Source organism: Lysobacter korlensis (genome assembly GCF_042434515.1).
Map to the genome: position 1 here is coordinate 1 of NZ_JBHLTG010000019.1, position 24,697 is coordinate 24,697.

Annotated in this window: 27 protein-coding genes and 1 tRNA gene; 16 read left to right on the plus strand and 12 right to left on the minus strand. The window is 70.4% G+C overall.

Going from position 1 to position 24,697, the window contains the following annotated elements; all coding sequences use genetic code 11:
- On the plus strand, nt 1-360 hold a 360-nt coding region (locus tag ACFFGH_RS33640), incomplete at its 5' end, for a hypothetical protein (RefSeq protein WP_386677179.1).
- A 79-nt stretch (nt 361-439) separates the two neighbouring features.
- Here the strand turns inward: ACFFGH_RS33640 and ACFFGH_RS33645 are convergent.
- Together ACFFGH_RS33645 and ACFFGH_RS33650 are read right to left on the minus strand one after the other, a co-directional pair.
- Nucleotides 440-823 carry a hypothetical protein gene (locus ACFFGH_RS33645; RefSeq protein WP_386677180.1) on the minus strand — a complete coding sequence of 128 codons (384 nt, stop codon included), beginning with the start codon at nt 821-823 and terminating at the stop codon, nt 440-442.
- A 107-nt stretch (nt 824-930) separates the two neighbouring features.
- Complete coding sequence (locus ACFFGH_RS33650) at nt 931-2,865, minus strand: Rv1352/Rv1906c domain-containing protein (protein WP_386677181.1); 1,935 nt, start codon at nt 2,863-2,865, stop codon at nt 931-933.
- Between the two features lie 213 nt (nt 2,866-3,078).
- Between ACFFGH_RS33650 and ACFFGH_RS33655 the strand changes: the two genes are divergently transcribed.
- On the plus strand, nt 3,079-3,657 hold the full coding sequence (locus ACFFGH_RS33655) for an RNA polymerase sigma factor (protein WP_386677182.1): 579 nt from the start codon (nt 3,079-3,081) through the stop codon (nt 3,655-3,657).
- 18 nt (nt 3,658-3,675) lie between these two features.
- Nucleotides 3,676-4,677, plus strand: a complete 1,002-nt coding sequence (locus tag ACFFGH_RS33660) for a hypothetical protein (RefSeq protein ID WP_386677184.1) — start codon at nt 3,676-3,678, stop codon at nt 4,675-4,677.
- Nucleotides 4,678-5,097: 420 nt separating this feature from the next.
- Here ACFFGH_RS33660 and ACFFGH_RS33665 read toward each other — a convergent pair whose 3' ends face one another.
- Complete coding sequence (locus ACFFGH_RS33665) at nt 5,098-6,474, minus strand: CoA transferase (protein ID WP_386677185.1); 1,377 nt, start codon at nt 6,472-6,474, stop codon at nt 5,098-5,100.
- 402 nt (nt 6,475-6,876) lie between these two features.
- Between ACFFGH_RS33665 and ACFFGH_RS33670 the strand changes: the two genes are divergently transcribed.
- The 3 genes from ACFFGH_RS33670 to ACFFGH_RS33680 are packed head-to-tail and all read left to right on the plus strand — an operon-like array spanning nt 6,877 to nt 8,839.
- A complete protein-coding gene (locus ACFFGH_RS33670) occupies nt 6,877-7,323 on the plus strand; it encodes an FAS1-like dehydratase domain-containing protein (protein WP_386677187.1) in 447 nt (148 codons plus the stop codon).
- A complete protein-coding gene (locus ACFFGH_RS33675) occupies nt 7,320-7,730 on the plus strand; it encodes a MaoC/PaaZ C-terminal domain-containing protein (protein WP_386677189.1) in 411 nt (136 codons plus the stop codon). The genes ACFFGH_RS33670 and ACFFGH_RS33675 overlap by 4 nt, the downstream gene beginning before the upstream one ends.
- A complete protein-coding gene (locus ACFFGH_RS33680; RefSeq protein WP_386677191.1) occupies nt 7,727-8,839 on the plus strand; it encodes a UDP-N-acetylmuramate dehydrogenase in 1,113 nt (370 codons plus the stop codon). The genes ACFFGH_RS33675 and ACFFGH_RS33680 overlap by 4 nt, the downstream gene beginning before the upstream one ends.
- Here ACFFGH_RS33680 and ACFFGH_RS33685 read toward each other — a convergent pair.
- From ACFFGH_RS33685 to ACFFGH_RS33710, 6 genes are all read right to left on the minus strand, one after another.
- The gene (locus ACFFGH_RS33685) at nt 8,836-9,477 is read right to left on the minus strand and encodes a response regulator (protein WP_386677193.1); all 642 of its coding nucleotides are present in this window, start codon (nt 9,475-9,477) and stop codon (nt 8,836-8,838) included. The two genes, ACFFGH_RS33680 and ACFFGH_RS33685, sit on opposite strands and share 4 nt — an antisense overlap.
- Nucleotides 9,474-10,628, minus strand: a complete 1,155-nt coding sequence (locus tag ACFFGH_RS33690; protein WP_386677195.1) for a sensor histidine kinase — start codon at nt 10,626-10,628, stop codon at nt 9,474-9,476. The genes ACFFGH_RS33685 and ACFFGH_RS33690 overlap by 4 nt, the downstream gene beginning before the upstream one ends.
- A gap of 76 nt (nt 10,629-10,704) precedes the next feature.
- Complete coding sequence (locus tag ACFFGH_RS33695) at nt 10,705-11,568, minus strand: ABC transporter permease (protein ID WP_386677197.1); 864 nt, start codon at nt 11,566-11,568, stop codon at nt 10,705-10,707.
- Complete coding sequence (locus tag ACFFGH_RS33700; protein ID WP_386677199.1) at nt 11,565-12,467, minus strand: ABC transporter ATP-binding protein; 903 nt, start codon at nt 12,465-12,467, stop codon at nt 11,565-11,567. The genes ACFFGH_RS33695 and ACFFGH_RS33700 overlap by 4 nt, the downstream gene beginning before the upstream one ends.
- A gap of 163 nt (nt 12,468-12,630) precedes the next feature.
- Complete coding sequence (locus ACFFGH_RS33705) at nt 12,631-12,969, minus strand: hypothetical protein (protein WP_386677201.1); 339 nt, start codon at nt 12,967-12,969, stop codon at nt 12,631-12,633.
- A gap of 65 nt (nt 12,970-13,034) precedes the next feature.
- Nucleotides 13,035-14,549 (minus strand): PspC domain-containing protein, encoded by a 1,515-nt coding sequence (locus tag ACFFGH_RS33710; protein ID WP_386677203.1) that lies wholly within the window; start codon nt 14,547-14,549, stop codon nt 13,035-13,037.
- Between the two features lie 104 nt (nt 14,550-14,653).
- Here ACFFGH_RS33710 and ACFFGH_RS33715 point away from each other — a divergent pair, with 104 nt between their 5' ends.
- Together ACFFGH_RS33715 and ACFFGH_RS33720 are read left to right on the plus strand one after the other, a co-directional pair.
- On the plus strand, nt 14,654-15,865 hold the full coding sequence (locus tag ACFFGH_RS33715; RefSeq protein WP_386677205.1) for a sensor histidine kinase: 1,212 nt from the start codon (nt 14,654-14,656) through the stop codon (nt 15,863-15,865).
- Entirely contained in the window at nt 15,862-16,509 is a 648-nt protein-coding gene (locus ACFFGH_RS33720) for a LuxR C-terminal-related transcriptional regulator (protein ID WP_386677207.1), read from the plus strand. Before ACFFGH_RS33715 ends, ACFFGH_RS33720 begins: the two co-directional genes overlap by 4 nt.
- A 23-nt stretch (nt 16,510-16,532) precedes the next feature.
- Here ACFFGH_RS33720 and ACFFGH_RS33725 read toward each other — a convergent pair whose 3' ends face one another.
- Nucleotides 16,533-17,759 carry a pyridoxal phosphate-dependent aminotransferase gene (locus ACFFGH_RS33725; protein ID WP_386677209.1) on the minus strand — a complete coding sequence of 409 codons (1,227 nt, stop codon included), beginning with the start codon at nt 17,757-17,759 and terminating at the stop codon, nt 16,533-16,535.
- Nucleotides 17,760-17,932: 173 nt separating this feature from the next.
- On the opposite strand from ACFFGH_RS33725, the gene ACFFGH_RS33730 reads away from it, so the two are divergent.
- The 6 genes from ACFFGH_RS33730 (at nt 17,933) to ACFFGH_RS33755 (ending at nt 21,314) form a co-directional block, all read left to right on the plus strand.
- Nucleotides 17,933-18,005, plus strand: a tRNA-Trp gene (locus ACFFGH_RS33730).
- Between the two features lie 43 nt (nt 18,006-18,048).
- Nucleotides 18,049-18,330 (plus strand): preprotein translocase subunit SecE, encoded by a 282-nt coding sequence (gene secE, locus ACFFGH_RS33735; RefSeq protein WP_386677212.1) that lies wholly within the window; start codon nt 18,049-18,051, stop codon nt 18,328-18,330.
- Between the two features lie 56 nt (nt 18,331-18,386).
- Nucleotides 18,387-19,328, plus strand: coding sequence for a transcription termination/antitermination protein NusG (gene nusG / locus ACFFGH_RS33740; protein ID WP_386677214.1), 942 nt, complete (start codon nt 18,387-18,389; stop codon nt 19,326-19,328).
- 86 nt (nt 19,329-19,414) lie between these two features.
- On the plus strand, nt 19,415-19,846 hold the full coding sequence (gene rplK / locus ACFFGH_RS33745; protein ID WP_386677216.1) for a 50S ribosomal protein L11: 432 nt from the start codon (nt 19,415-19,417) through the stop codon (nt 19,844-19,846).
- 126 nt (nt 19,847-19,972) lie between these two features.
- Complete coding sequence (rplA, locus tag ACFFGH_RS33750; protein ID WP_386677218.1) at nt 19,973-20,662, plus strand: 50S ribosomal protein L1; 690 nt, start codon at nt 19,973-19,975, stop codon at nt 20,660-20,662.
- An 82-nt stretch (nt 20,663-20,744) separates the two neighbouring features.
- Nucleotides 20,745-21,314, plus strand: coding sequence for a GNAT family N-acetyltransferase (locus tag ACFFGH_RS33755; protein WP_386677220.1), 570 nt, complete (start codon nt 20,745-20,747; stop codon nt 21,312-21,314).
- 26 nt (nt 21,315-21,340) lie between these two features.
- Here ACFFGH_RS33755 and ACFFGH_RS33760 read toward each other — a convergent pair whose 3' ends face one another.
- On the minus strand, nt 21,341-22,075 hold the full coding sequence (locus tag ACFFGH_RS33760) for an alpha/beta fold hydrolase (RefSeq protein WP_386677222.1): 735 nt from the start codon (nt 22,073-22,075) through the stop codon (nt 21,341-21,343).
- Nucleotides 22,072-22,686: a YqaJ viral recombinase family protein gene (locus ACFFGH_RS33765; RefSeq protein WP_386677224.1), complete on the minus strand. Its 615-nt coding sequence runs from the start codon at nt 22,684-22,686 to the stop codon at nt 22,072-22,074. Before ACFFGH_RS33765 ends, ACFFGH_RS33760 begins: the two co-directional genes overlap by 4 nt.
- A 94-nt stretch (nt 22,687-22,780) precedes the next feature.
- Here ACFFGH_RS33765 and ACFFGH_RS33770 point away from each other — a divergent pair, with 94 nt between their 5' ends.
- Nucleotides 22,781-23,515: a sugar phosphate isomerase/epimerase family protein gene (locus ACFFGH_RS33770; RefSeq protein ID WP_386677226.1), complete on the plus strand. Its 735-nt coding sequence runs from the start codon at nt 22,781-22,783 to the stop codon at nt 23,513-23,515.
- A complete protein-coding gene (locus tag ACFFGH_RS33775; protein WP_386677228.1) occupies nt 23,512-24,612 on the plus strand; it encodes a Gfo/Idh/MocA family protein in 1,101 nt (366 codons plus the stop codon). Before ACFFGH_RS33770 ends, ACFFGH_RS33775 begins: the two co-directional genes overlap by 4 nt.
- Nucleotides 24,613-24,697 lie beyond the last annotated feature (85 nt).

Genomic DNA, 24,697 nt, shown 5'->3' on the forward strand with positions numbered 1-24,697 from the left:
ACCCTGGAACGCGCCAAAGACCACGGGCCCACCGCGTTCGACAACCTCGCCCATCTCTGTGTGAAGCACCACAAGCTGAAAACCCTCACCGGGTGGAGCTACCGGCACCTGGACCGGTTCGGCACCCTGGAATGGACCACCCCACTGGGCGAGCACTACATCAACGAACCCGCCGTCAGAATGCGCGGTGCACCCCACTTCGACGACGCCATACGGCAAGCGCTCCCCGAACACGACGAGCCACCACCCGACAACCCCGACCGGATCCCCGACGACCTCTACGGCGAATCGCAAGCCGCATTCGACGACGAACTGAAAGCCCACCACGAACGACTTCCCGCCGGAAGCATCACCGGCTGAACCGGTCGGCATCGAAAGAGGGCGGAGCCAGACGTCGCGTCGACCGCGTGTGGGTCGCCCAAACCCCTGCGGCCGCTCGTCAGCCCGTGGGCACCGGCATGAAGTTGTAGAGCGCAGCCGCGACCAAGGAGCCCAGCAGCATCTGGCCGAACAGCACGCTGATCACGATCGCGGCGATTCCCCAAGCTCGTCCGCGGCGGGTGACGGTCGCGATGATGCCCAGGACCAGCGCCCCCACCATCCCGGCCAGGTGCACGAGGTATGCGATGTTGAAGAGGTTCGACCCCGCCGGCGTACCTGCGCCGGAGTCGACCCCTGCCGCGTACAGCAGGTTCGGGAGGTAGGGCAACGGGGCGCAGACCACGGCGAGGAGAACCGCGATCACCCCGAGCGTGCGCTTACCAGACCGTCTGACCGGCGCGATGCCGGCACCCATTGCGGTTCCCGTCGATTCCACGCTCATGGGGCGAACCGTACTCCCACATGACGTCCGGCGACAGGTCGTACGTCCCGCCGGGAGAACGAAGGGGCCGCGTCTCCGCGGCCCCTTCGCACCTCCTTGCGACCCTGCTAACTGCCGATCCGCACCCAGCCACCGCAGTTCGATGTCTCGAATCCCTTGTCGGTCGAGAAGATCCGGACGATCGGCCGAGCGCTTTCGCCGTAGTAGTTGTCCGTGATGTCGTCGAGCAGACCCGAGAATCCGGACAGCCTCGCCCAGTAACAGCCGTCGCTGCCGTCATTCGCCTGGTAGAGGCCGGGCCGCACCTGGGCATTGACGGCGACGACAGCCTCCGCAGCCACGGAGCTCCTCGGCGCGACGCCCAGGTCACTCAGCTTCACCCAGGAACCGCACCCTTCCGTCACGAGGCCGACGTCGCTGGGATACACCGTCACGATGCGCTGGCCTGCGCCGAGGTCATTCGCGATGATGTCGTCGAAGCTGCCGCTCCATCCGGACACGCGCTCCCAGTAGCAGAATCTGGTCGCGGTCGACGTCGCGTAGGTGCCGGCGGCAAGGTTCGTGCCGATCTGGTACGAGCCGTCCCCTGCGATCCGCTTCGTGATCGTGATGACGACGGTCGACTTGGACGTCTTCGTCAGCGTCGTGAAGCCGGACTTGGTACCGCGGACGGAGACCTTGATGGTCTTGCCGAGGTCTGCCGAGGTCAGCCGATACGTCTTGCTGGTCGCGCCGGTGATCTTCACGCCGTTGCGCAGCCACTGGTAGGTGATCTGCACTCCACTGGGGCTCCAGGTACCCGTGGCGGCCGTGAGCGTGGCGCCCGCGCGCGGCGTTCCGGAAATCGCCGGCGTCGGCGCGGAAAGCGTGCCGCGGACGACCGCGGTGCCCTGCGAGGCAGTGCGGGAGGTCGTCGTGTAGCCGGTGCGCCCCGCCGTCACCTTGACGGTCACGTACTTGCCGAGGTCCGCGGCCTGGAGCCGGTACGTCTTCCCGGTGGCGCCGGGGATCGCGACACCGTTTCGCAGCCACTGGTAGCCGACGGTCGACGGCATGGGCGACCAGGTCGCGGTGCTCGCACTGAGCAGACGCCCGACGGCGCGGGTGCCGCTCACCTTGGGCGCGGGGGAGTAGGTGAAGGCGTGTCCGGTCACGGTGGCCGTCTTGGCGGAGGTGAGACTCACCGACGTGTAGCCCGGCCGTGCTGCCGTGACGGTGACGGTCATCCGGCGGTTCACGTCAGCGGTGGTCAGCTTGTAGGTGCGGGCCGTGGCTCCCGGAATCGTGATCCCGTCACGCTTCCACACGTATGTGACGGCTGCGGACGGCGCCCAGGTGCCGGGAACGGCGGTGAGCGTCTGCGCGAGCTTCGCGGTGCCGGTGATCTTCGGGACGGGCTTCGTGGTGAACGATGCCTTCCCGACGACGGCGGAGGCAGAGGTGCGAGTCGCCGTCGTGTACCCGGCGCGCACGCCGGTGACCGCGACGGCGATGGACTGCGCCGTATCCGCGCTGGTGAGCTGGTAGCTGGTGCCGACCGCCCCGCTGATCGGATTGCCGTTCCGGAGCCATTGATAGGACAGGGCGGCCGCCGGAGCCCAGGTGCCCGCATTCACCGTGAGCGTCCTGTCCGTGAGCAGCGTGCCGACGACGAGCGGGATCGGTGCCGAGGTGAAGGCCCCGGCGGTGACCGGTCCCACAGTGCTCGACGACAGCGTGGTGGTGTCGTAGCCCTCCAGCGATGCCGTGACTTCGACGGCCACCTGGGCGCCGAGGTCGGCGGCGGTCAGGGTGTAGTCGTCTGCGGTCGCTTCGGCGATCGGTTCGCCGTCGCGCAGCCACTGGTAGCCGAGAGCGGTCGGTTCAGGTGACCAAGCTCCCGGATCGGCCGTCAGCGATCCCCCCACGACCGCCTCGCCGGTGATGGCAGGCGTCGGCGCTGAGTCGAACGGTGCGGCCGCATTCGCGACCCCCGGAACCGACACCAGTGCGGATACGAGTACGAGCGAGAGAAAACCCCCGAGCAAGCGTGGCTTCGCCATGCGTCCCCCTGTTGTGTTGATGTGCTGGAGCGATGAGCACCGCGCCTCCGTGTGGAGGTGACTCCCAGGGAGTGGGTGTAGGGCGCAGCGATAGCCAATTCTGGGACGGCTCCGCATCCGTCGAGCTGCGGCTCGCCGCGGCTGTGAGCGCTGACCGATACCCCAGGTTTGGGGGCGCGGCGTTCGGAGTGCTTCCCGAATACTGGTGCTCTGATGACCATCTTGGGGGCTGGCCTACGGGGGGAGACGTTTCCCGCCGTGCTCGTTGCGGCCCAGGCGGGGGCGTCCTGGGCGCTCAGCGACCTCTGGCTGCAGTTCGCGCCTGCGGTCACCGGATTCCTGAGATCGAAGGGTTCTTCCGAGCCAGAGGACCTGACGAGCGACGTCTTTCTCGCTGTGTTCGATTCGATCGCGGAATTCGAAGGCGACGAGTCCGCTTTCCGCTCCTTCGTGTTCACCATCGCGTACCGTCGCCTGGTCGACGAGCTGCGCAAGCGCGCCCGCCGCGGAACGGTTGTGGAGTGGACGGCCGAAACGGACACCCGCTGCACCGAGAGCGCAGAGCAGGAGGCGCTCGGCCGGATGGGGGAGGAGCGCGCGCGTGCCCTCATCGAGGAGCTGCCCATCGATCAGCGCAACGTCCTCTCACTGCGGATCTTCGGCGACCTGACGATCGAGCAGATCGCCGACGTCGTCGGCAAGAACCCGGGCGCCGTGAAGGCGCTGCAGCGACGTGGTCTCGAGGCGCTTCGAAGAAGACTTGATCCGACCCGTACCCCTGCGGCCCGCTGACGCGATAGCGGGAGTGAGATGAGAGACCACCGGATCACCGACGCGCACGCTGCGGCGCTGCTGGACGGACACGTGCCCGAGGACCGCGAGGACCTCCTCCAGGTGGCGGCCGTGGTCGGCGCCCTCCGGTTGGCCTCGTTCGACGCGCCCCCGCGACCGTCCGCTGCGCTGGCTGCTCGGCTCGATCTCGATCGCCTGGCATGGGTCTCCGCGGCGAGAGGTCCGGAAGTACCCGCATGCGAGGTGGCAAGGACGAATGTGCTGACCCAGCGGCCGGTGAAGGCGAAGGCCAAGCGAGCGCTCGGGTGGTTCACCGGCCTGGGTGTCGCCGCGCAGCTCGCGCTCGGTGCTGGTGCGGTGAGCGCGAGCGCCGCGGGCGTCGGAATCGCCGCCGCTCTGCCGCCGGTAGCGCAGCAGGTCTTCGATGCCGTCGTCGCGACCGTGGCGCAGGCGGAGCAGCTGCTGAGCGAGCCGGCTCCGTCGGGTGCCGATGGTGCGCACGGCGGGGTGACCGACGATGCGGGGACTCCCGTCGATGGCACCGACACCGATGGCACCGACACCGAGAGCGCCGAAAGCGAGGGCACCGAGACCGATCGCGGGAACGCGGATGGTATGGACGCTCCGCTCGCGGTCGAGCCGGAACCGGTGATCGACAGACCAGGCCCGCGCGACAGCACCGGCGATTCGGGCGCACCTGCTCCCGGGAACAGCGGAAAGGCGGCCGGCCCGGGCCATCTGGGCAACGGGCATGGCAAGGGAAACGCTGGCGCCGGATCAGACTGGGCTCCGAAATCCGGAAACGATCCGAGACCGGCCGAGGACGCGAGGGCGGTGAACCGGGGGGCCGAGAACCCGGAGACAGTTGACGATCCGCGGTTCTCGAAGGGCAACGGCGGCCCTGGCGACTCCCGGGCCGCCGCGCACGCGGCCGGGTCCAACGAAACCGGGCCGGGCAACAGCGACGCAGCACCCGCCAAGCCGGCCGGGGAGACCGGAAGCACGAAGAGCGGATCCTGACTTGATGCAGCTCGAACCCGACGAGGGAAGGGCGCGCGGGTTCCCACGGGTTCGAGATCGGCCGCGGAAAAACATCCAGGAATTTCGGCCCAGCCCGTAACCTTTCCGGGACCTCGGTCGATAGCTGTAGTGAGACGGCAACGGGAGTTCGGGAAACGACCGGCCGGATCAGACAATTCAATACTCCGTGCGGACTCGGTTCCGGGCGGGCGGGTCCTACTCCGGGGGCGGAGTCGGATCCGTGCAGCGGGACAGCTGGTCCGTTCGGGTCGGACCACCAGATCCCGTCGGGGGTTGCCGGTTCATTCGGGTTGAATCGGCCGCAACCGTATAGCGGGTGGTCATGATGTTCATTCCATGATCACCCGCTCTTCTTTTGCCGGCGCCATCTGGGGCAGCTGAGGATTCACCGGTAGGGCGTCAGCCCTCCGCGGCGCCCGAGAACCGGATGGGGACCCAGGCGGCCTCGTCCGCACCGAAGGGACGAGGCCCGACCCGGTACTCGTCTGCGCCGAGCGCTGGGCGCGCCATCGTCACCGCCCCCACCGCGGTCTGAACGATCGATACCGTGGGCTCGTACCGGTTCTCCCGCTGCGCACTCTCTCGCGGCATCGCGAGGAGTTCGTGCGCGATCCGCGCCAGCGAGGTCTCCACGGACCACGATCCGCCTGCCGTGCTCCGCCGGAGCAGCAGGTGCGCGACCGCTCCGGCGAGCAGGTAGCCGGCGCTGTGATCGAGCGCTTGTGCCGGAAGTGCGCCGGGGCGCTCACCATCCGGCGACTCCGCCATCGCGATCCCGCTCGCCGCCTGCACGATGCTGTCGAAGCCGCGCCTGCTCCCCCACGGACCCGCACCCCACGCGGTCAGCGACGCGACGACCAGCGACGGCCGGCCGCCGATGAGCTCAGCCAATCCCAGCCTGCCGAGGGCTCCGGGCCGATATCCGTGCACCAGCACGTCGGCGTGCGCCAGCAGCTCCGCGAACCGCACCCGATCCGTGCGGAGATCCAGCAGCGCCGAGCGCTTTCCGGGTCCGGTGTCGAGGTGGATCCATTCCGGTTCCGGGAGGAACGGCGGATCCACCCGCAGGACGTCGGCGCCCCACAGCGCGAGCGTCCGCGTGCAGATCGGACCTGCCAGCACCCGGGTGAGGTCGAGCACGCGGACTCCGTCCAGGGGGCGTGAGCTCGCGCGCCGGCGCATGCCGGCCTCCGGCAGTGCGGGCCGCTCGACACCGCCGGCCGCCCGGTCGAGGACCCGGAGCAGGCGCTGCTCGGCGACAGTGGAGCCATGCGGATGCGCCCGCCACTCCTCCGCGGTGCGCACCGCTGCAGCCACACCGTCAGCCGCGGCGATGGCGTCCTCCACCTCGGGTGCGTGCGCGGAAGCAAGCGCCTGCGCCACCGACTCCTTGACGAGCGCGTCCTCCGCGTCGGCGATCCCCAGCGCGCGCAGCATCGCGGCTCGGTGGTGCGGGTAATTGGCGTGCGTGCGGATCCAGCCGTCGGCCGTCTGCCAGAACCCGGAAAGCGGCGCCCACGCCACCGGCGCCTCGCCGTCCAGGCGGAACGCGCGTTCGCTGGTGAACGACGTGGCGATCCGCGCTCCGTCGAGGGGAGCCGTCGGGAGGCCAAGGTGCCGGGCGGCGAGGTCCGCGAATCGCACCGCCTCCTCCGCGAGCCGGCCCACCGGAAGTGCGGCGGCGAGCGGCACGGGCCGCTTGAGCGGGTCGAACCCCTCGGTGGTGAGCGCACCGTCGAGTCCGAGGTCGGCGAGCGCCGCGCGGAGAAGGCTCATGGCGGCACGGTACCGATCCGACTCGCCGTGCCTCAAGATCCGCCTCGATGTCGGTGGCTCGCGCTACGTTCGAATCCGGTCCGGGGGGAATCCCGCGACACGCCGGACCACAAGATGTTGGGTAATGACACGAGTGTGATTCCGGATATATAGTGGAACCACACCCCGAACCGCGGGGCTGAGAACAGTGGGGAGGTCCATCATGGACAACGACAACGACTCCGTCGGTGGCTACGCAGTGCCCGTCGACCCGATGGATCTTCTGCAGTGCGACAGCTGCCAGTAGGCGGCTGACGCACCAGTCAGCGACTTCCCGAAGCCCCGGCGCCGTACGGCCCGGGGCTTCGTCGCACCCAGGGGATGAAGGGAGACGCCGGGAGGCGCGGCCGTAGACTCGACGGCGTGCCAGTGAACCCGGATCTCGTTTCGCGGGAGTTCCCGCCGACCGCCCCGTACCTCGTCGGCCGAGAGAAGGTCCGGGAGTTCGCCAGGGCGGTGCTGGCCGACAGCCCGATCTGTCTGGACCCTGATGCCGCTCGGGCCGCCGGCTACGCCGACGTGGTGGCTCCGCCCACGTTCCCGGTGGTCGTGCAGGAGCACACCCTGGCCCAGCTGCTGGCCGAGCCGGATGCGGGCATCGACTTCTCGCGCGTGGTCCACGGCGACCAGCGCTTCGCTTTCACCCGCCCGATCGTCGCGGGCGACGAGCTCACCGCCCGCCTCCGGGTGACCGGCGTGAAATCGCTCGGCGGCAACAGCATGGTCACCGCCGAGTCCACCATCGTCGACGCGGCCGGAGCGCACGTGGTGACCGCCGTCTCGACGCTGGTCGTGCGGGGCGACGAGTGAGCGGGCAGCTGACGGTCGGCGAGATCGTCGCCGAGCGCACCTACAGCATCACGCGCGACACCCTGGTGCGCTACGCCGGCGCATCCGGGGACTTCAACCCGATCCACTACCGCGACGACGTCGCCTCCGCGGTCGGGCTGCCCGGAGTGCTCGCCCACGGGATGCTCACCATGGGATTCGCCGTGCAGCCGGTCGTCGAGTGGGCGGACGGTGACCCCGGTCGCATCCTCGACTATCAGGTGCGTTTCACCCGGCCCGTCGTCGTCGACCCGGACAGCGGACAGAGCGTGCTCGTGGTGGCGAAGGTGGGAGCCATCGAGGAGTCGGCCGCACGCATCGACCTGACGGTCACGGTCGGCGGTGCCACCGTGCTCGGCAAGGCCCAGGTGCGCGTGAGCCTGGCATGACGTTCGGAAGCGCGGTGCGGGCGCTGTCCGACCTCACGACCCTGCGCGTCGGCGGCCCCGCCGCTGAGCTGGTCGAGCTCGCCGACCGGGAGACGCTCGTCTCGACCGCCCTCGAGGTCTGGGGCTCGGGCGACGAGTGGCTCGTCCTCGGCGGCGGCTCCAACCTGCTCGTCGCCGACGAGGGATTCCCCGGCGCCGTGATGCGGGTGCTGACCCGCGGCATCGCGGAGCTGCCCTCACCGCGTCCGGGCGTCGTGCGTCTGCGCGTCGAGGCGGGGGAGTCCTGGGACGTGCTCGTCGCGTACACGGTTGAGCGGGGACTCGCGGGCATGGAGGCGCTGAGCGGCATCCCCGGCTCGTGCGGCGCCGCGCCGATGCAGAACATCGGCGCCTACGGGCAGGAGCTGGCGGAGACCCTGGTCGCCGTCGAGTTCCTCGACTACCTCAGCGGCGAAGTCGAGCGGCTGCCCGCCGAGGCAATCGACCTCGGCTATCGCACGTCGGCGCTGAAGCGCGGTCGTCGCGGCATCGTGCTGGCGATCGAGGTCGAGCTCGACGACGCGCAGGGGCTCAGCCGGCCGATCGGCTACGCGCAGCTCGCCTCCGCGCTCGGCGCGCTGGCGGGCGACCGTGTGCCGGTGCAGCGGGTGCGGGACGCCGTCCTCGCACTGCGCGCCTCGAAGGGCATGGTCCTCGACCCCGGCGACCCCGACACCTTCAGCGCTGGATCGTTCTTCACCAATCCGATCGTGACGGAGTCCTTCGCGCTCGCGCTGCCGTCGGAGGCGCCTCGCTGGCCTTTGGGGCCGCAGGCTGAGGCGCGCGTCGTGCCGCTCGGCGAGCAGCCGGCCGCTCCCGCGCCGACCGAGCCGGCCAGGGTCAAGCTCAGCGCCGCCTGGCTGATCGAGCATTCGGGGATTGGCCGAGGGTTCCGGCTGCCCGGGTCGCGCGCGGCCATCTCGTCGAAGCACACGCTGGCGCTCACGAACACCGGCGAGGCGACCGCCGAGGAGGTCGCGGAACTCGCCCGGTACGTCCGTGCGAGGGTGCTCGGCCGGTTCGGCGTTGCGCTGCAGCCCGAGCCGGTGCTGGTCGGCGTCGAGGTCTAGCGCGATCCAGGGGCGCGAAGCAGCCCCAGTTCCATCGCACGCGTGACGGCGCGAGTCCGGTCGCTCACCTCGAGCTTCTCGAAGACGTGGAGCAGATGCGTCTTCACCGTCGCATCCGAGAGGAACAGCCGCCGCGCGATCGCCGGGTTGCTCAGTCCCTCGGCGACGAGCTCGAGCACCTCGGCCTCGCGTGGACTGAGCGTCGGCGCGGACGGCGCCTGCACCCGGGAGACCAGCAGCGCTGCCATCCGGGGGGCGAGCGCGACGCCACCGGCCGCCACGGAGCGGATGCCGGCGAGGATCTCCTCCTCCGGCGCCGCCTTGAGCAGGTACCCGCTCGCGCCCGCCTCGATGGCGCCAAGGATGCTCTCGTCGCTTTCGTAGGTGGTGAGCACGAGCACCCGGACGCCCGGGGCGGCCTCCAGGATGCGGCGGGTGGCTTCCACCCCGTCCATGCGGGGCATCTGCAGATCGAGCAGCACCAGGTCGGGGCGATGCTCGACGGCCGCCGCGACCGCCTCGGCGCCGTCGCCGGCCTGCGCCACGACCTCGACGCCGTCGGCGGCCTCCAGCAACCCGACGATGCCGGCCCGCACAATCGGGTGGTCGTCCGCGACCACCAGACGCACCGGGTTCATGCGCGGACTCCGATCGGCAGAATCACGGTGAGGGTGGTGCCCGCGTCGCTGCTGTCCACCGCCAGCGTCCCCTGCGCCAGCGCCAGCCGGTCCCGCATCCCGCTCAGCCCGAAGCCGCCCGATGCCCGAGCCGGATCGAAGCCGCGACCGTCGTCTCGCACTTGGAGCCGCACTTCGTGTGCTTCGGCCCAGATGCGCAATCGCACCCGGCTCGCGCCTGCATGTTTGCGCACGTTGGCGAGTCCCTCCTGCGCGCAGCGCAGCAGCACCACTTCGGCGTCCCGCGGAAGCCGCGGCAGCGTGCCCTCCACCTCCAAGGCAGCGTCGACGCCCGACTCCCGCCCGAAGTTCTCCGCGAGCCGCCCGAGCGCCGACAGGATCCCGCCCTCCGGGAGCTCCACCTTGGCGTGCACCGCGACCAGGGCACGCGTCTCTGCGAGCGTCGAGCGGGCGGTGTCCTCGAGCAGCCGCAGCGTCTCGGCCCGAGCCGCATCGGTGCCGGGTGTGAGCTCACGCCGTGCGCGCTGGCTGAGCATCACAAGCGCGGTGAGGTCCTGCGCGATGGTGTCGTGCAGCTCGCGGGCCAGCCGCTCACGCTCAGCCACCGCGCCGGCCTCGCGCCCGAGGGCATCGAGCTGCTGCTGCGCCGCGGTGAGCTGCTCGACCAGCGCGAGCCGCTCCTCGCTCAGGGTGGCGATCCGGCTGATCCAGAGGCCCATGGCGAGGCTGAAGCCGAGAGAGACGGCCACGGTCAGTCCCGCCTCGGTCAGCGATCCCGGGGACGTGCCGTTGCTGACCAGGAAGCCGACCCCGACAGACAGTGCGAATGCGACGTTGGCGACCAGCGCGGACTTCACGGACGCGGCCAGCACCCAGACCAGCGGGAAGCCGATCGTCTGGATGATCGCCATCGTGGGGATGAACGATGTCGCGACCCCGGCGAGCACGATCGTCCCCACTACGAAGGTGCGCGCCGCCGAGCGGCTGCTCCAGCCACGGCGCCCGAAGATCACCCAGGCGACGCCGAACAGCACCACCGCCGTGGCGGCGCCGAGCGTCCGCTCCGCTCCCCGCCCGCTGAGCAGGGCGATAGCGAGCAGCACGGTGCAGACCGCCGCGACGGCGGCGCTCCAACCCCGCGTGGACTCCATGACGACACCTTCTCGCATCCGGTCGGCGCATGCCACCGGGCGGCCCCCGGAGGGACCGCCCGGGACGTGGGCGTGGTCAGCTGTCCTTGCGGATCCAGCGGAAGGTGAGCCGCGCGGCGATCAGCCCGGCCACCAGCCAGACGGAGAGCGCGATCGCGATGCCCGGCAGGTTCCAGTCGCCGCTCTGCTCCATCGCCGCGAACCCGTCCGGCAGGAACACGTGCCGCATCCCCTGCGCCATCCACTTCAGCGGGAAGACGGACGCGACGTTCTGCAGCCATTCCGGCAGCTGGCTGAACACCAGATACACGCCGGAGATGAACTGCAGGATCAGCACGATGGGGATGATGACGGCCGTTGCGCTCTTGCCGGATCGCGGCAGGCCGCTGAGCCCGATCCCGAGCACGGCGCTCGTCGCGACGCCGAGCACGAACACCCAGCCGAACGTGATCCAGCGGCCGGGGTCGGAAGGCAGGCTCACACCGAATGCGACGACCGCGAGCAGCAGGATCAGTGCCGCCTGCAGTGCCGCGGTCACGAACACCTGGCCGATCTTGCCGAGGAAGTAGCTCGCGACCGGCAGCGGTGAGCCGGCCAGCCGTTTGAGGGTGCCGTCGCTCTTCTCCATTGCGATGTCGACCGCAAGATTCTGCACACCGCTCAACAGGATGCCGGCGGCGAGCATCGCGGAAAGGTAGTAGTCCGCGGCGCCCAGCGTCTGTCCGCTCGCGTCCCGGCCGAAGTCCGCGTCGCCGAACGCCACCGAGAAGATGGTCAGCATCAGCACGGGGAAGAGGAAGGTGAAGAACACGGTGTCCCCGACGCGGAAGTACGACCGCACCTCGTAGGCGATGCGCAGCATGCCGAGGCGGATCACCCTGGCGGGGGAGGCGGCCCCGCGGCGGGCCCGTGTGGCGGTGAGGGCGGTCATGGTGCTCATGCCGCTACCTCCTCTCTGGATGAGTCGGACGGTGCGCCGATGTCGGTGGCGTCGGTCGTGTGGGCGATGAGGCTGAGGTAGACGTCCTCCAGGGTGGGGCGCACGATCTCCACGCCCTCCGGCTCGACGCCGTCTCCGGCCGCGACGAGCCGTGCGACGTGCGTGGCCGGCAGGTCCGTCCGGAGCTCACGCCGTTCCCCGTTCTCCCGCCAGCGCACGACCGGCACGCGCGCGTCCCGGCCGCCGATCTCGTCGACGCCCCCGACATCCACCATGCGGCCGCCGGCGATCACGCCGACGCGGTCGGCGAGCTGCGCCGCCTCGTCGAGGTAGTGGGTGGTCAGGACGATCGTGGTGCCCTCGCGCTTCAGGGAACGCACAAGCTCCCAGAACTGGCGACGCGCCTGCGGGTCGAACCCCGTGGTCGGCTCGTCGAGGAACAGCAGCTCCGGACGGCCGATGACGCCGAGCGCCACATCGACGCGGCGGCGCTGCCCACCGGACAGCTTGCGGATGAGCGTCTTGGCCTTCTCCTCGAGCCCGACCGCGGCGATCACCTCGTCCACGTCTCGCGGGTCGGGGTAGAGGGCGGCGAAGTGCGCGAGCTGCTCCCTGACCGTGGCGCTGCCGGACTCGCCGGTCGACTGCAGCACGATGCCGAGCCTCGTCTTCCAGTCGAGGCCCGCTGTGGCCGGGTCGGTTCCGAGCACGGAGACTTCGCCGCCGGTGCGATGCCGGTAGCCCTCCAGGATCTCGATGGTCGTGGATTTCCCGGCCCCGTTCGGACCGAGCAGCGCGAAGATCTCCCCGCGCTCGATGTCGAAGGTCACGCCGTCCACAGCGTGGAGCTTCCCGTAGGACTTGCGCAGCTCTCGCACACGCACGATCGGTTGGTTCATGCCCCAATGCTCCCGCCGCGGCGTGCCGCGCGACAGCGTCCGTCCGGTTGTATTCCGCCTCCACCGATCGGTGGATGCCGAACGTCCCGACGAAAGCGGCCAGGTTCGGCGCATCCGGGCCGCCGCGGCAGCCCGGATTCGCCGAACCCGGCCGTTCTCAGGTCTACAGGCGCGGCACCCCGCGCTCCTGCGACCGGCGGATCGCGGCGAGCGCGCCCCAGAGCAGCAGGAGCGCACCGACGACGAGCAGCAGCAGCAGCCCGGCGGCCCCTTCCGGGAGGCCCGCGAACCAGTTCGAGAATGCCCGTTCCCGCGCGGGATCGGTCGTGACCCAGAGGGTGAGCGCCGCGATGGCGAAGAGCAGCACACCCCAGACGATCGCCCCGACCCGGATGCGGGGGCGCGCGAGCAGGGCGGGGTCCGCGCTGCCGACGGGCTGGGTCGCGGTCGGGGCGCCGAACAGCTCGGTTGCCGGGTCGGTCGGGGTGTGAGGCTCGGTCATGGGGGAGTCCGTTCTGCTGAAGCCGGAGGGCTGAGAGGGAAGCGGTCGGGTGGGCTGCGGATCGGTCACTGCTCGGTCTCCGTGAGCTCGCGCACGGTGATCGAGCCGGCGCCCTGCCAGATGGTGACGACGACGTCGGGGACACCCGGCGCGCCGGCGGTCAACGCGCCCTCGATCCGTCGGCCGTCGCGGGTGGTCGCGATCGTCTCCCGATCGGACTCAGCCCCGGTCGTGAGGTCCTGCACCGTGTGCACGACATCGCTGCGCCGGTCGGTCTCGAAATCCACGCGCACGGTCTGGCCGTCGGTGATGGCGATGTCGACCTGGCCGGCGGCCTGCCAGAGGTCCACCTCCGCGACGGTGTCGTCCCCGTCGTCCCACACGTAGAGGCTCAGCTCCCCGGCCGGCATGGCATAGCTGCCGCTCCGGGTGGTGTCGACGCCGTAGTAGCCGGGAAAGAGAAGCTGGCGGCCGCCCGGTGCCACCAGGCTGACGAGCAGGGCGACGAGCGCGACGAAGCCCAGGAACGAGAGGAACGCGCTTCGCCTGCGCAGCGCACCCGCCAGCACGATCGCCGCACCGAGCACGAGCAGGGCGACCGCGAACCCGACGGTCGCATCGCCGCCGGTCCCGGTTCCGGCCAGCAGGGCGGCGAGGGCACCGGCCACGATCGCCGCGCCGACCGCGATGCCGACGAATGCGGCGCTCGTGCGGGGGCGGGTGAGCTTGCGGATCCGCGCACGCTCGATCGCCGCCTCGGCGTTCCGGCGGGCCTTCTCGCGTGCCGCGGCCTGCGCCACTTCACGATCCGTGCGCTTCTGCTCGGCGGCCCATGCCGCGCGCTGACGCTGCCACTCGTCCTGTTGCGCGCGCCAGGCGGCGAGCTCGTCGGCGGACGCCGCGGCAGGCGGTGGCTGCGGGGCGAACGCGGCGGGGGCGGTGGCGGCCCAGGTCCGGTCGGCGGCGCTCGCCGCCGTGGGCGTCGCGGCCTGCGCGTCGCCCGTGGTCGCGGTCGTCGGCGCCCCAGGCGGGGTCGCCGTGTCGCTGGAGCGCCGTGCCACCCAGATCACGAACAGCACGACCGCGGCGATCAGCACAGCGGTCCAGAACAGCCGCCCGAACGGGAAGTCCACCTGCGGCGCGCCCCAGTACAGCGCTCCGAGGTTCCAGAAGCCCTGGTTGAGCGGCAGCAGCGAGAGCAGGACGAGGGTGCCGATGCCGGCGATCGCGGGGCTGAACCGGCCCCGGCCGAGCTCCTCGGCGTGGATCACATCGTGCTCGTCCGGCAGCAGCAGCCACGCGGCGGCGTAGAGCAGCACCACGGGACCGCCGAGCACGGCGATCACCACCAGGATGCCGCGGACGAGCAGCGGATCGATTCCGAGCCGCGCGCCGATGCCTGCGGCGACGCCGCCGATCCATCCCCTGGTGCGCACGAGCCCGAGGCCCCGCAGCCAGTCGAAGAAGCGGTTGCCGCTCGGTGCGCTCGGCGCAGCGGGGGTCGCGCCGGGCGCCGTGGGACCTCCGTCCGGCGGAAGGGTCTGCTGTGTCGTCGGGTCGTCGCCCGCAGGAGTTGCCATGCTCCGATGCTCCCGCTCGCCGCGGACTCGGCGCCATGAGGGGAACCCCTGATCCGACCCTGACCGGGCCCGCCGGGAAACCCCCGGTCTGCTTTGATCGGAGCGTGACCACCCCGCCTCCAGGAGCTCAGCGGGCCGAGGCGCAGCCACCGGCCTCGGCGCGACCGCCGCTGCGGCGACCGCGCCGGATGCTGCTCGGTGGGGTGTCGGTGGCGCTCGCTCGGCACGTGGGCATGCCGTTGCCGCTGGCGCGAGCCGGCTTCCTGGTGCTCACCGTCTTCGGCGGTGCGGGCGCGCTGCTGTACCTCTGGCTGTGGGCGCTGGTGCCACTCGAGGACCGGTCCGCCGAGCGTGAGGACGAGCGCCCGGTACGCCGAGCGGCGCCCGTCGCCGCCGTCTCGGTGGTGCTCGGGGCGGTCGCCGGGCTGATCGCCGTGGCCTGGAGCTTCGCGGACGGCGGTGCATCGCTGACCCCCGGAATCCTGGAGTGCACCCTGTTGAGCTCCGCGGCGGTCGCATGGACGTTCCTGCTCGACACCCAGGATGCGGCTCGGCGTGCGGGCTACCTGAGAACCGTGCGCACGGGCGCCGCCGTCGTGCTGGTCGCGACAGGCGTCGGTCTGCTGATCTCCGATCCGTGGGTGGGCGTCGCCGTGCTCGCCGTCGTGATGATCGTGCTGGGGGCGGTCGTGCTGCTCCTGCCGCGCATCGCCGGCCTGTGGACGGACCTGATCACCGAACGGTCTGCCCGGGTGCGCGAGGAGCAGCGCGCGGAGATCGCCGCCCATCTGCACGACTCGGTGCTGCAGACCCTCGCGCTCATCCAGAACCGCGCGGACGCGCAAAGCGAGATCGCACGACTCGCTCGCGCCCAGGAGCGGGAGCTGCGCGACTGGCTGTTCGCCGGCACCGACCCCTTCGCCGGGGACCTCGCCACCGAACTGCGGCGCCTCGCCGGCGCACTCGAGCTGGAGCACCCGGTGCGGATCGACCTGGTCGTGGCAGGAGCCGCCGGCGAGCTGCCTGCAGAGGCGACCGCCGCGCTGCTCGGCGCCGCGCGCGAGGCCATGCTCAACGCGGCCCGGCACGCCGGCGGCGACGTCTCCGTCTACCTCGAGTCCACGCCGACCGGTGTGGACGTCTTCGTCCGCGACCGCGGTGCAGGCTTCGACCAGGCTGCGGTCCCGGCCGGTCGGCTCGGCATCCGTGAGTCGATCCACGGCAGGATGGCGCGAGCCGGCGGCGTGGCGACCGTCACAAGCGGGGACACTGGAACCGAGGTGCACCTGCACCTGGATACGGGAGGACGCTCATGACGCGGGTGCTGATCGTCGATGACCACTCGATCTTCCGCTCCGGGCTGAAGGCGGATCTCGGATCCGGGATCGAGGTGGTCGGGGAAGCGGCGAATGTCGACGATGCGGTCAGGCTGATCGGCGAGCTGCTGCCGGAGGTGGTGCTGCTCGACGTGCACCTGCCGGGCGGCTCCGGCGGGGGCGGCGCGGAGGTCGTGCGCCGGAGCGCCGCGCACCTCGGACGCGTCCGCTTCCTGGCGCTCAGCGTCTCCGACTCCGCAGAAGACGTGGTCGGCGTCATCCGCGCGGGCGCCCGCGGCTACATCACCAAGGGCAGCTCCGGGGTGGACGTGGCGAAGGCGGTGCAGAGCGTCGCGAGCGGCGACGCGGTGTTCTCGCCGCGGCTCGCCGGGTTCGTGCTGGATGCGTTCGGAGCCGTATCGGGGGAGCAGGCAGAGTCGAGCGACGAGCTCGACCGGCTGAGCGCCCGTGAGCGCGAGGTGATGCGGCTCATCGCGCGCGGCTACGCCTACAAGGAGGTCGCGTCCCAGCTCTTCATCTCGATCAAGACGGTCGAGACCCACGTCTCGGCGGTGCTCCGGAAGCTTCAGCTCTCGTCCCGCCACGAGCTGACGGCATGGGCCCTCGAGCGCAAGCTCCTCTGACTTTTCCGCGACTCGGCGGAGGGTCAGACGCTGCCGAAGAGGCGCTGCAGGCGCTGCACGCCCTCGAGGAGCGGCTCATCGCCGAGGGCGTACGAGAGGCGCAGGTAGCCGCTCGGACCGAACGCCTCGCCGGGCACCGCGGCGACCTCGGCCTGCTCGAGAATGAGGTCGGCGAGCTCCAGCGACGTGGTGGGCGTGACGCCGCCCCACTCGCGGTTCAGCAGGCCGGTGACGTCCGGGTAGACGTAGAAGGCGCCCTCCGGCGTCGGCGTGGTGACGCCGGGGATCTTGTTCAGCTCCGCCACGATCGTCTTCCGGCGGCGGTCGAACGCCTGACGCATCTGCTCGACGCTGTCCTGCGGACCGGTCAGCGCCGCGATCCCGGCCCGCTGCGAGATGTTCGACACGTTGGAGCTCAGGTGCGACTGCAGGTTCGCGGCGGCCTTGATCGCGTCGTCCGGGCCGATCATCCAGCCGAGCCGCCAGCCGGTCATCGCGTACGTCTTCGCGACCCCGTTCACCAGAATGGTCTGGTCAGCCAGGGCGGGCACGGCCTCGACGATCGACATCGCGGGTCGAGGGGCCTGCCCTGAGCCTGCCGAAGGGTAGATGAGGTTCTGGTAGATCTCGTCGGTGATCACCCAGATCCCGTTCTCGAGCGCCCACTCGCCGATCGCCTTCGTCTGCTCCGGGGAGTAGACGGATCCGGTCGGGTTCGAGGGGGACACGAACAGCAGCACCTTCGTGCGCGGCGTCCGCGCCGCCTCCAGCTGCTCGACGGTGACGAGGTAGTCCTGATCCGAGCCGGCGAACACCTCCACCGGCACGCCGCCCGCCAGGCGCACCACCTCGGGGTACGTGGTCCAGTACGGGGCGGGAAGGATCGCCTCGTCGCCCCGGTCGAGCACGGTCGCGAAGGACTGGTACACCGCCTGCTTGCCGCCGTTGGTCACGATCACGCGGGATGCCGGCACCTCGAGGCCGCTGTCGCGGGCGGTCTTCGCCACGATCGCCTCGCGCAGCTCCGGCAGCCCGGCCGCTGGGGTGTAACGGTGGTTCCTCGGGTCCTTCGCGGCGGCGACCGCCGCCTCGACGATGTGCTCTGGTGTCGCGAAGTCCGGCTCGCCGGCGGCATAGCTGATCACCGGGCGGCCGGCGGCCTGCAGCGCCTTCGCCCTCGCGTCGACCTTCAGGGTCGCCGATTCGCTGATGGATGCGATCCGCTGGGAAATGCGCGCCGAGTCTGCCACCAGAACAGCCTAGCCAGCGGAGGCCATGGCGCTCCGACTGCTGCCGTTCTGCAATGCCGTACACTGGATCCGGTAGTCGAACTCTGCCAAGCTTCGTCGCGCCTTCCGCTCAGCACGCGTCTCCGGTCGCCGCGCTTCAGGATTGCGCACGTGGCCGTGCATTGTTCGCTCAGAGGGCGGTGGCTCAATTGGTAGAGCAGCGGTCTCCAAAACCGCAGGTTGCAGGTTCGAGTCCTGTCCGCCCTGCAAGTCCCGTCATCCGGCGGGATTGATGTCGAAAGGTTGATGAGTGGCGAGGAAAGTCATCGACGAGCCCAGTGAGGATCTCGTCGCCAACGCCAAGAAGGAACGCGCGGCGCGCCGCAGTCCCTTCGCGCGCGTCGCCCTCTTCCTGCGGCAGGTCCTCGGGGAGCTCAAGAAGGTCGTCACACCGACCCGCAGGGAGCTGCTCAGCTACACGGGTGTCGTGCTGGTGTTCGTCGTCATCATGATGGCGATCGTCTCCGGCCTGGACTACGTCTTCGCCTGGCTGGTGTCGTTCGTGTTCGGCGACGGCACCTTCGCGCCGTAGGACCGATCTCGCGGCAGAAGCCGCGCAGCAATGTGAAGCCAACGAAAGAAGTGACTGTGTCTGATCAAGAGCGCCGCGACATCGACCTGTCGACCGCCGCCGACCAGGGATCCGAGGTCGAAGAGGCCCAGGAGGGCAACGTCTACACCGCGGACCGCCAGTCCGTGGAGCCCGCCGAGCACGCTGCCCTGCACATCGTCTCGGACGATGAGGCCGGCGAGGACGACACCAGCGACGTGCGCGACCTGATCGACGCGCTCGACGCCGCCGTCGACCCCGAGGCGGACGCCGTCGTCGACGACGCCCTCGACGTCGACTCTGCCGATGAGGCGCTCGCCGGTGAGGTGGCCACCAACGACGAGGCAGAAGAGGACGCCCCGGTCGATCCGTATGAGCAGTTCCGCAAGGAGCTCCGCTCAAAGCCCGGCAAGTGGTACGTGATCCACTCCTACGCAGGCTTCGAGAAGCGCGTGAAGTCGAACATCGAGAGCCGCCGCGGCTCCATGGGCATGGAGGACTTCGTGTTCGAGGTCCAGGTGCCGATGGAGGACGTGGTCGAGATCAAGAACGGCCAGCGGAAGCTCGTCAACCGCGTGCGCATCCCCGGCTACGTGCTGGTCCGCATGGACCTGAACGAGGACAGCTGGTCGGTCGTCCGCCACACCCCTGGTGTCACCGGCTTCGTGGGCAACGCGCACAACCCGACCCCGCTGCGCTTCGAGGAGGCCTTCAACATGCTGAAGAGCCTCGTGCAGGTCACGGAGGCGCCCGCCAAGGCCGGCGCCGCGAAGGGCGGCAAGCAGCAGGCTCGGGTCATCCCAGCCGAGATCGACTTCGAGGTCGGCGAGACGATCACCATCAAGGAGGGCTCGTTCGCGGGGCTTCCGGGCACGATCAGCGAGATCAAGCCGGAGAGCGGCAAGCTCACCGTGCTCGTGTCGCTGTTCGAGCGCGAGACCCCGGTCGAGCTCAGCTTCGACCAGGTCACCAAGCTCTAGAAATTTTCCAGACACCGCGCCCCGGAGAAGCCGGGGAGGCGGGAGAACGTCCGGGAAGCGGACGCTCGAAACGAAAGAGAGAAGAAATGGCACCGAAGAAGAAGGTCACCGGTCTGATCAAACTCCAGATCAAGGCCGGCGCCGCCAACCCCGCCCCGCCCATCGGCCCGGCGCTCGGTCAGCACGGCGTGAACATCATGGAGTTCTGCAAGGCGTACAACGCGGCCACCGAGGCGCAGCGCGGCAACGTCGTCCCCGTCGAGATCACCGTGTACGAGGACCGCTCGTTCACCTTCGTGCTGAAGACCCCGCCTGCCGCGGAGCTCATCAAGAAGGCGGCCGGCGTCGCCAAGGGGTCGGCCACCCCGCATACCGCCAAGGTGGGCGTGCTCTCCCGTGCGGCGCTTCGCGAGATCGCCGAGCAGAAGCAGGTGGACCTCAACGCCAACGACGTCGAGGCAGCCGAGAAGATCATCGCGGGCACCGCTCGCAGCATGGGCATCACCGTCGCGTCCTAAGCGACACTCTCAACACCCGGCCCACCTGGTTCCGATCCGGCGCTGCGCGCCTGCTCGACCAGCGAGGCAATAGCGGGAGAGCCAGCCAGGCTCATCAAACCGCGAACTCGAATCAGGAGAATCAACATGGCAGTCAAGAGCAAGGCCTACCGGGCCGCGGCCGAGAAGATCGAGGCCGGCAAGTACTACACCCCCGACGAGGCGCTCGTCCTCGCCAGGGAGACCGGGTCGAAGAAGTTCGACTCCACCGTCGAGGTGGCGCTGAAGCTGGGCGTCGACCCGCGCAAGGCGGACCAGATGGTGCGCGGCACCGTCATCCTGCCGCACGGCACCGGCAAGACCGCGCGCGTCGTGGTATTCGCGACCGGTCCGGCCGCCGAGGCCGCCATCGCCGCGGGTGCGGATGAGGTCGGCGGCGCGGAGCTCATCCAGAAGGTCGCCGACGGCTACACCGCGTTCGACGCCGCTGTCTCCACCCCGGAGCTGATGGGCCAGGTCGGCCGTCTCGGCAAGGTGCTCGGTCCCCGCGGCCTCATGCCCAACCCGAAGACCGGCACCGTGACCCCGGACGTGGCGAAGGCCGTCTCCGACATCAAGGGCGGGAAGATCGAGTTCCGCGTCGACAAGCACGCCAACGTGCACTTCGTCGTGGGCAAGGCCGGCTTCAGCGAGGACCAGCTGAAGGAGAACATGCGCACGGCGCTCGACGAGATCCAGCGTGCCAAGCCTTCCAGCTCCAAGGGCCGCTACATCCAGAAGGGCGCCGTCTCGACGACCTTCGGCCCAGGCATCCCGCTGGACGTCAACGCCCTCTGATCGCAGGTCTCATCCTCGAGGGGCTCGTCGCTGCCGCGGCGGGCCCCTCGTCGTTCCGGTAGGCGGAGAAGAGTCGGACAGGATGAGCATGCAGGTGCGGATCGCCGGCGCGGCGGATGCCGGAGCGCTGGCCGAAGTGGCGGCCGCGACGTTCGCCCTCGCCTGCCCGCCGGGCACCAAGCAGGCCGACATCGACGACTTCGTGGCGTCGAACCTCTCGAGGGAGCGGTTCGACCGGTACCTCGCCGACCCGGCGCGGGTGCTGCTGCTCGCGGAGCTCGACGCGGCTCCGGTCGGCTACACGATGCTCGTGCTCGGTGAGCCCGCGGATCCGGACGTCGCCGCGGCGATCACCCTGCGCCCTCCAGCCGAGCTCAGCAAGTGCTATGTGCTGCCTGCTCAGCACGGCGGTGGCATCGCGGCGGCGCTGGTCGAGCGGAGCGTCGCCGAGGCTGCCGCTCGAGGGGCGGCCGGCGTCTGGCTCGGCGTCAACCAGCACAACGCCCGCGCGAACCGCTTCTACGAGAAGAGCGGCTTCCGCGTCGTCGGCACGAAGCGCTTCCGCGTCGGTGCGCAACTCCACGACGACTTCGTCCGGGAGCGCCCCGTCCCCCGCGATGGCTGGAGCCACGACCTTCCCGGCGGAAGCTGATCCTCGCTGGGAGCCGGTAGCTCCGGCTAACGGGAGGGAAAGTCGAGGGCCGCCGCAACGGCGGCGCGGGTGGCCTCCGCGTACTGCGGCAGTCCGTCGTCCCTGGCAGGCACGGTCACGAGCCGCGCATCGGGCAGGATGTCGGCCCACTGCTGAGCCACCTCGATCGGATGCACCGGATCCCGCGGCGCGGCGACGACCGTGGTGGGCACGTCGAGCACCGACAGCTCCTGCTCCGAGGAGAACGCACGGTTGCGCGGGATCTCGATCAGCCGGATCGCCCGCTCGACGGCGAGCGGCGCGCGCAGCTGCGAGACCAGGCCAACCGCCCCGAGCCTGGAGACCAGCTCGACCGCGCGATACCGCGCCGACCCCCGGAACTGCCGCTCCGCCTCCCTGGCCCCATGCCTGATCAGCAGCTCGCCGAGCACGGGGAACAGCTCCAGGTTCGGCGGCAGGGGCGAATCGGTGAACGCGGGCCGCACGAACACCAGCCGGCGAACGTCCCGGGGCCTGGAGATCGCGATCCGCAGCCCGAGCGCTGCTCCCATCGAGATCCCGACGATCGTGAGCGGGCCCGCGGGCACCGGCAGCTCCGCCGCCAGACGGTCCAGCTCGAAGTCCTCCGGGCGACCGATCAGCGTCGACTCACCGTGGGCGCGCACGTCGGGCGCGACGGTGTCTGCGGGGAGGACCGGCCCCAGCAGGCTCATGGCCTGGAAGGCGTCGTTGCCGAGCCCATGCAGCAGGAGTGTGGTCACAACCGCCGCATGCGGTTGAGCAGGCGGTCGGCGAGCCCCACCAGCATGTGGATCTCGTTCTCGTCGCGATCCACCCAGCGGCATCTCGGCTCGGCGGAGACCGGCACGAACTCGTCGTGCTGCTCCCAGACGACGAGGGTGCGCTCGGCACCGAGGACGTACTGCTGCCAGAACACCTGGCGCAGGTAGGAGCGGGGAATGCTGCGCCACGGCCGCGCGGTCGTCTTGATCTCGACGAGCTCGACCCGTCCGTCGCCGGCGCGGAGCCCGTCCGGAGTCGCCAGGTGCCACCGGTTGGCGGCGGCGTGGTACAGGGTCCCGCACGGCCCGATCCCGTGCTCGCGGAGCACCCACCGCGCGATCTCCGGCTCCCGGGCACGCCCGTGCTCGATGAAGGCGTTACCCCAGAACGGCTTGCCGATGAGCTTCTCAATCGCGACCTTCTCGATCGCCGCGTCGCTCGAGAGCTTCGCGACATCGGTCGCGGTCACGCCACGGCTGCGGGCGCGGATCCACGCGACACGGTCCGACGAGTGCGCGACGATGCGGTCGGTGTGGTCGGGTTCGCGCGGCTCGTCCCAGAGGGAGAGCATGGGCTGCGCGATCGTCACTCCCCCATTCTGCGCGCTCTCGCCGACGTTCGGGCACGGCACGCTCCGGCGCGCAGCGATAGGGTGACCAGCGGACAAGCCAAGGAGAATGCCGATGACCGCACCCATCTCGGTGCAGCTCTACAGCGTGCGGAATGCGCTCGCTGAGGACCTGCCCGGAACCCTCGACCGAATCGCCGCCCTCGGATTCCAGAACGTCGAGCTGTTCGGCTTCGTCGACAAGGTGGATGAGTACCGGGAGGCCCTCGCCGCCTCAGGGCTCGCCGCGCTCTCCGCCCACGCCCAGATGGTCGAGACCGGTGAGGTCGAGCGCACACTCGAGGCGGCCGCCGCGCTCGGAGTGCAGACCCTGATCGACCCCGCCATCCGGGACTGGAGCACCGCCGACGCCGTGACCGGGGCTGCCCGGCGGCTCGGCGAGATCGCCGCCTCAGCGCAGGCGCATGGCCTGACGATCGGCTACCACAATCACTGGTGGGAGTTCGAGACCCAACTCGACGGTCGTCCCGCATTCGACCTGTTCGTCGATGAGCTTCCGCCCGCCGTGGTGCTCGAGCTGGACACCTATTGGGCGGAAGTCGGCGGCGCGAGCGCGACGGAGCTGCTCGGCCGTCTCGGCGATCGGGTTCGACTCATCCACGTCAAAGACGGACCCGGCAATCGGGACACCGCGGCGCAGCAGCCGGCCGGTTCCGGCTCGGTCCCGGTGCGGGAGATCCTCGCTGCCGCACCACACGCCGTCCGCGTGATCGAGTTCGACGACTACTCCGGCGACGTGTTCGACGGGATTGCGCAGAGCCTGGAGTTCGTGCAGGGGCAGGGCGAGTGACGGGCGCACCGGTCGGCGTTGGCGTCATCGGCGCCGGCGTCATCAGCAAGCAGTACCTGGAGAATCTCACCGAGTTCCCCGACCTTGCGGTGCGGTTCATCGCCGACCTCGACGTCGAGCGGGCGCGTGCCCAAGCGGACGCGTTCGGCGTGGCCGAGTCCGGTACCGTCGCCGAGCTCCTCGCGCGCGATGACATCGAGATCGTCGTGAACCTGACGATCCCGGCCGCGCACGTGGAGGTGGGCCTGCAGATCCTCGCGGCAGGCAAGCACGTGTGGAGCGAGAAGCCGATCGCGCTCGACCGGCAGAGCGGCCGACGGCTGCTCGACGAGGCGGCCCGGGTGGGACTTCGCGTCGCGTGCGCGCCCGACACGGTGCTCGGCGCCGGCATTCAGACCGGTCTCCGGAGAATCGCGGCGGGCGACATCGGCACGCCGCTCACCGCGCTCGCGATCATGCACGGGCCCGGCCCGGAGTCCTGGCACCCGAACCCCGAGTTCCTCTTCGACGTCGGAGGCGGCCCGCTGTTCGACATGGGCCCGTACTATCTGACCACCCTGGTGCACGTGTTCGGTCCGGTCCGCCGCGTCAGCGCCACCTCCTCGACCTCCCGCGCCACGCGAGTGATCGGCTCGGGTCCGCGGGCCGGCACCGAGTTCCCGGTGAACGTGCCGACTGCGCACAGCGCGCTGATCGAGTTCGAGAGCGGGGCGAGCGCCGTCGCGCTGTTCAGCTTCGAGTCGCACCTCGCCCGCGCCGGCGTGGTGGAGGTGACCGGGGTCACCGGCACCCTCGGATTCCCCGACCCGAATCACTTCGTCGGCGATTCGCGGCTCTGGCGCAACGGCGGCGAGCCGACCGAGGTCGAGGCAGTCGGCTCGACCTTCGGCCGCGGCAGCGGCGTGCTGGATCTCGCGCGGGCCATCCGATCCGGCACGCCAGAGCGCGCACCCGGCGAACTGGCCTTCCACGTGCTCGACATCATGGCCTCGATCGCCGAGGCGGCCACCACGGGATCGCCCGTCGAGCTGGCGAGCACCGCGCCGAAGCCCGAGCCGCTGCCCGAGGACTGGGACCCGTCGAGTCCGACGTTCTGAACTCCGGGCAACGCCCCGCGACATGCCTTCTCGGGTTCGCATGAGGGAATACATAGGGAATTCATAGGTTCAAGCACAGAGTGGT

Coding starts and splice junctions, on each gene's coding strand:
- ACFFGH_RS33645 (WP_386677180.1), bottom strand. CDS start 823: ATGAGCGTGGAATCGACGGGAACCGCAATGGGTGCCGGCATCGCGCCG.
- ACFFGH_RS33650 (WP_386677181.1), bottom strand. CDS start 2,865: ATGGCGAAGCCACGCTTGCTCGGGGGTTTTCTCTCGCTCGTACTCGTA.
- ACFFGH_RS33655 (WP_386677182.1), top strand. CDS start 3,079: ATGACCATCTTGGGGGCTGGCCTACGGGGGGAGACGTTTCCCGCCGTG.
- ACFFGH_RS33660 (WP_386677184.1), top strand. CDS start 3,676: ATGAGAGACCACCGGATCACCGACGCGCACGCTGCGGCGCTGCTGGAC.
- ACFFGH_RS33665 (WP_386677185.1), bottom strand. CDS start 6,474: ATGAGCCTTCTCCGCGCGGCGCTCGCCGACCTCGGACTCGACGGTGCG.
- ACFFGH_RS33680 (WP_386677191.1), top strand. CDS start 7,727: ATGACGTTCGGAAGCGCGGTGCGGGCGCTGTCCGACCTCACGACCCTG.
- ACFFGH_RS33685 (WP_386677193.1), bottom strand. CDS start 9,477: ATGAACCCGGTGCGTCTGGTGGTCGCGGACGACCACCCGATTGTGCGG.
- ACFFGH_RS33690 (WP_386677195.1), bottom strand. CDS start 10,628: ATGGAGTCCACGCGGGGTTGGAGCGCCGCCGTCGCGGCGGTCTGCACC.
- ACFFGH_RS33695 (WP_386677197.1), bottom strand. CDS start 11,568: ATGAGCACCATGACCGCCCTCACCGCCACACGGGCCCGCCGCGGGGCC.
- ACFFGH_RS33700 (WP_386677199.1), bottom strand. CDS start 12,467: ATGAACCAACCGATCGTGCGTGTGCGAGAGCTGCGCAAGTCCTACGGG.
- ACFFGH_RS33705 (WP_386677201.1), bottom strand. CDS start 12,969: ATGACCGAGCCTCACACCCCGACCGACCCGGCAACCGAGCTGTTCGGC.
- ACFFGH_RS33710 (WP_386677203.1), bottom strand. CDS start 14,549: ATGGCAACTCCTGCGGGCGACGACCCGACGACACAGCAGACCCTTCCG.
- ACFFGH_RS33720 (WP_386677207.1), top strand. CDS start 15,862: ATGACGCGGGTGCTGATCGTCGATGACCACTCGATCTTCCGCTCCGGG.
- rplK (WP_386677216.1), top strand. CDS start 19,415: ATGGCACCGAAGAAGAAGGTCACCGGTCTGATCAAACTCCAGATCAAG.
- rplA (WP_386677218.1), top strand. CDS start 19,973: ATGGCAGTCAAGAGCAAGGCCTACCGGGCCGCGGCCGAGAAGATCGAG.
- ACFFGH_RS33755 (WP_386677220.1), top strand. CDS start 20,745: ATGAGCATGCAGGTGCGGATCGCCGGCGCGGCGGATGCCGGAGCGCTG.
- ACFFGH_RS33770 (WP_386677226.1), top strand. CDS start 22,781: ATGACCGCACCCATCTCGGTGCAGCTCTACAGCGTGCGGAATGCGCTC.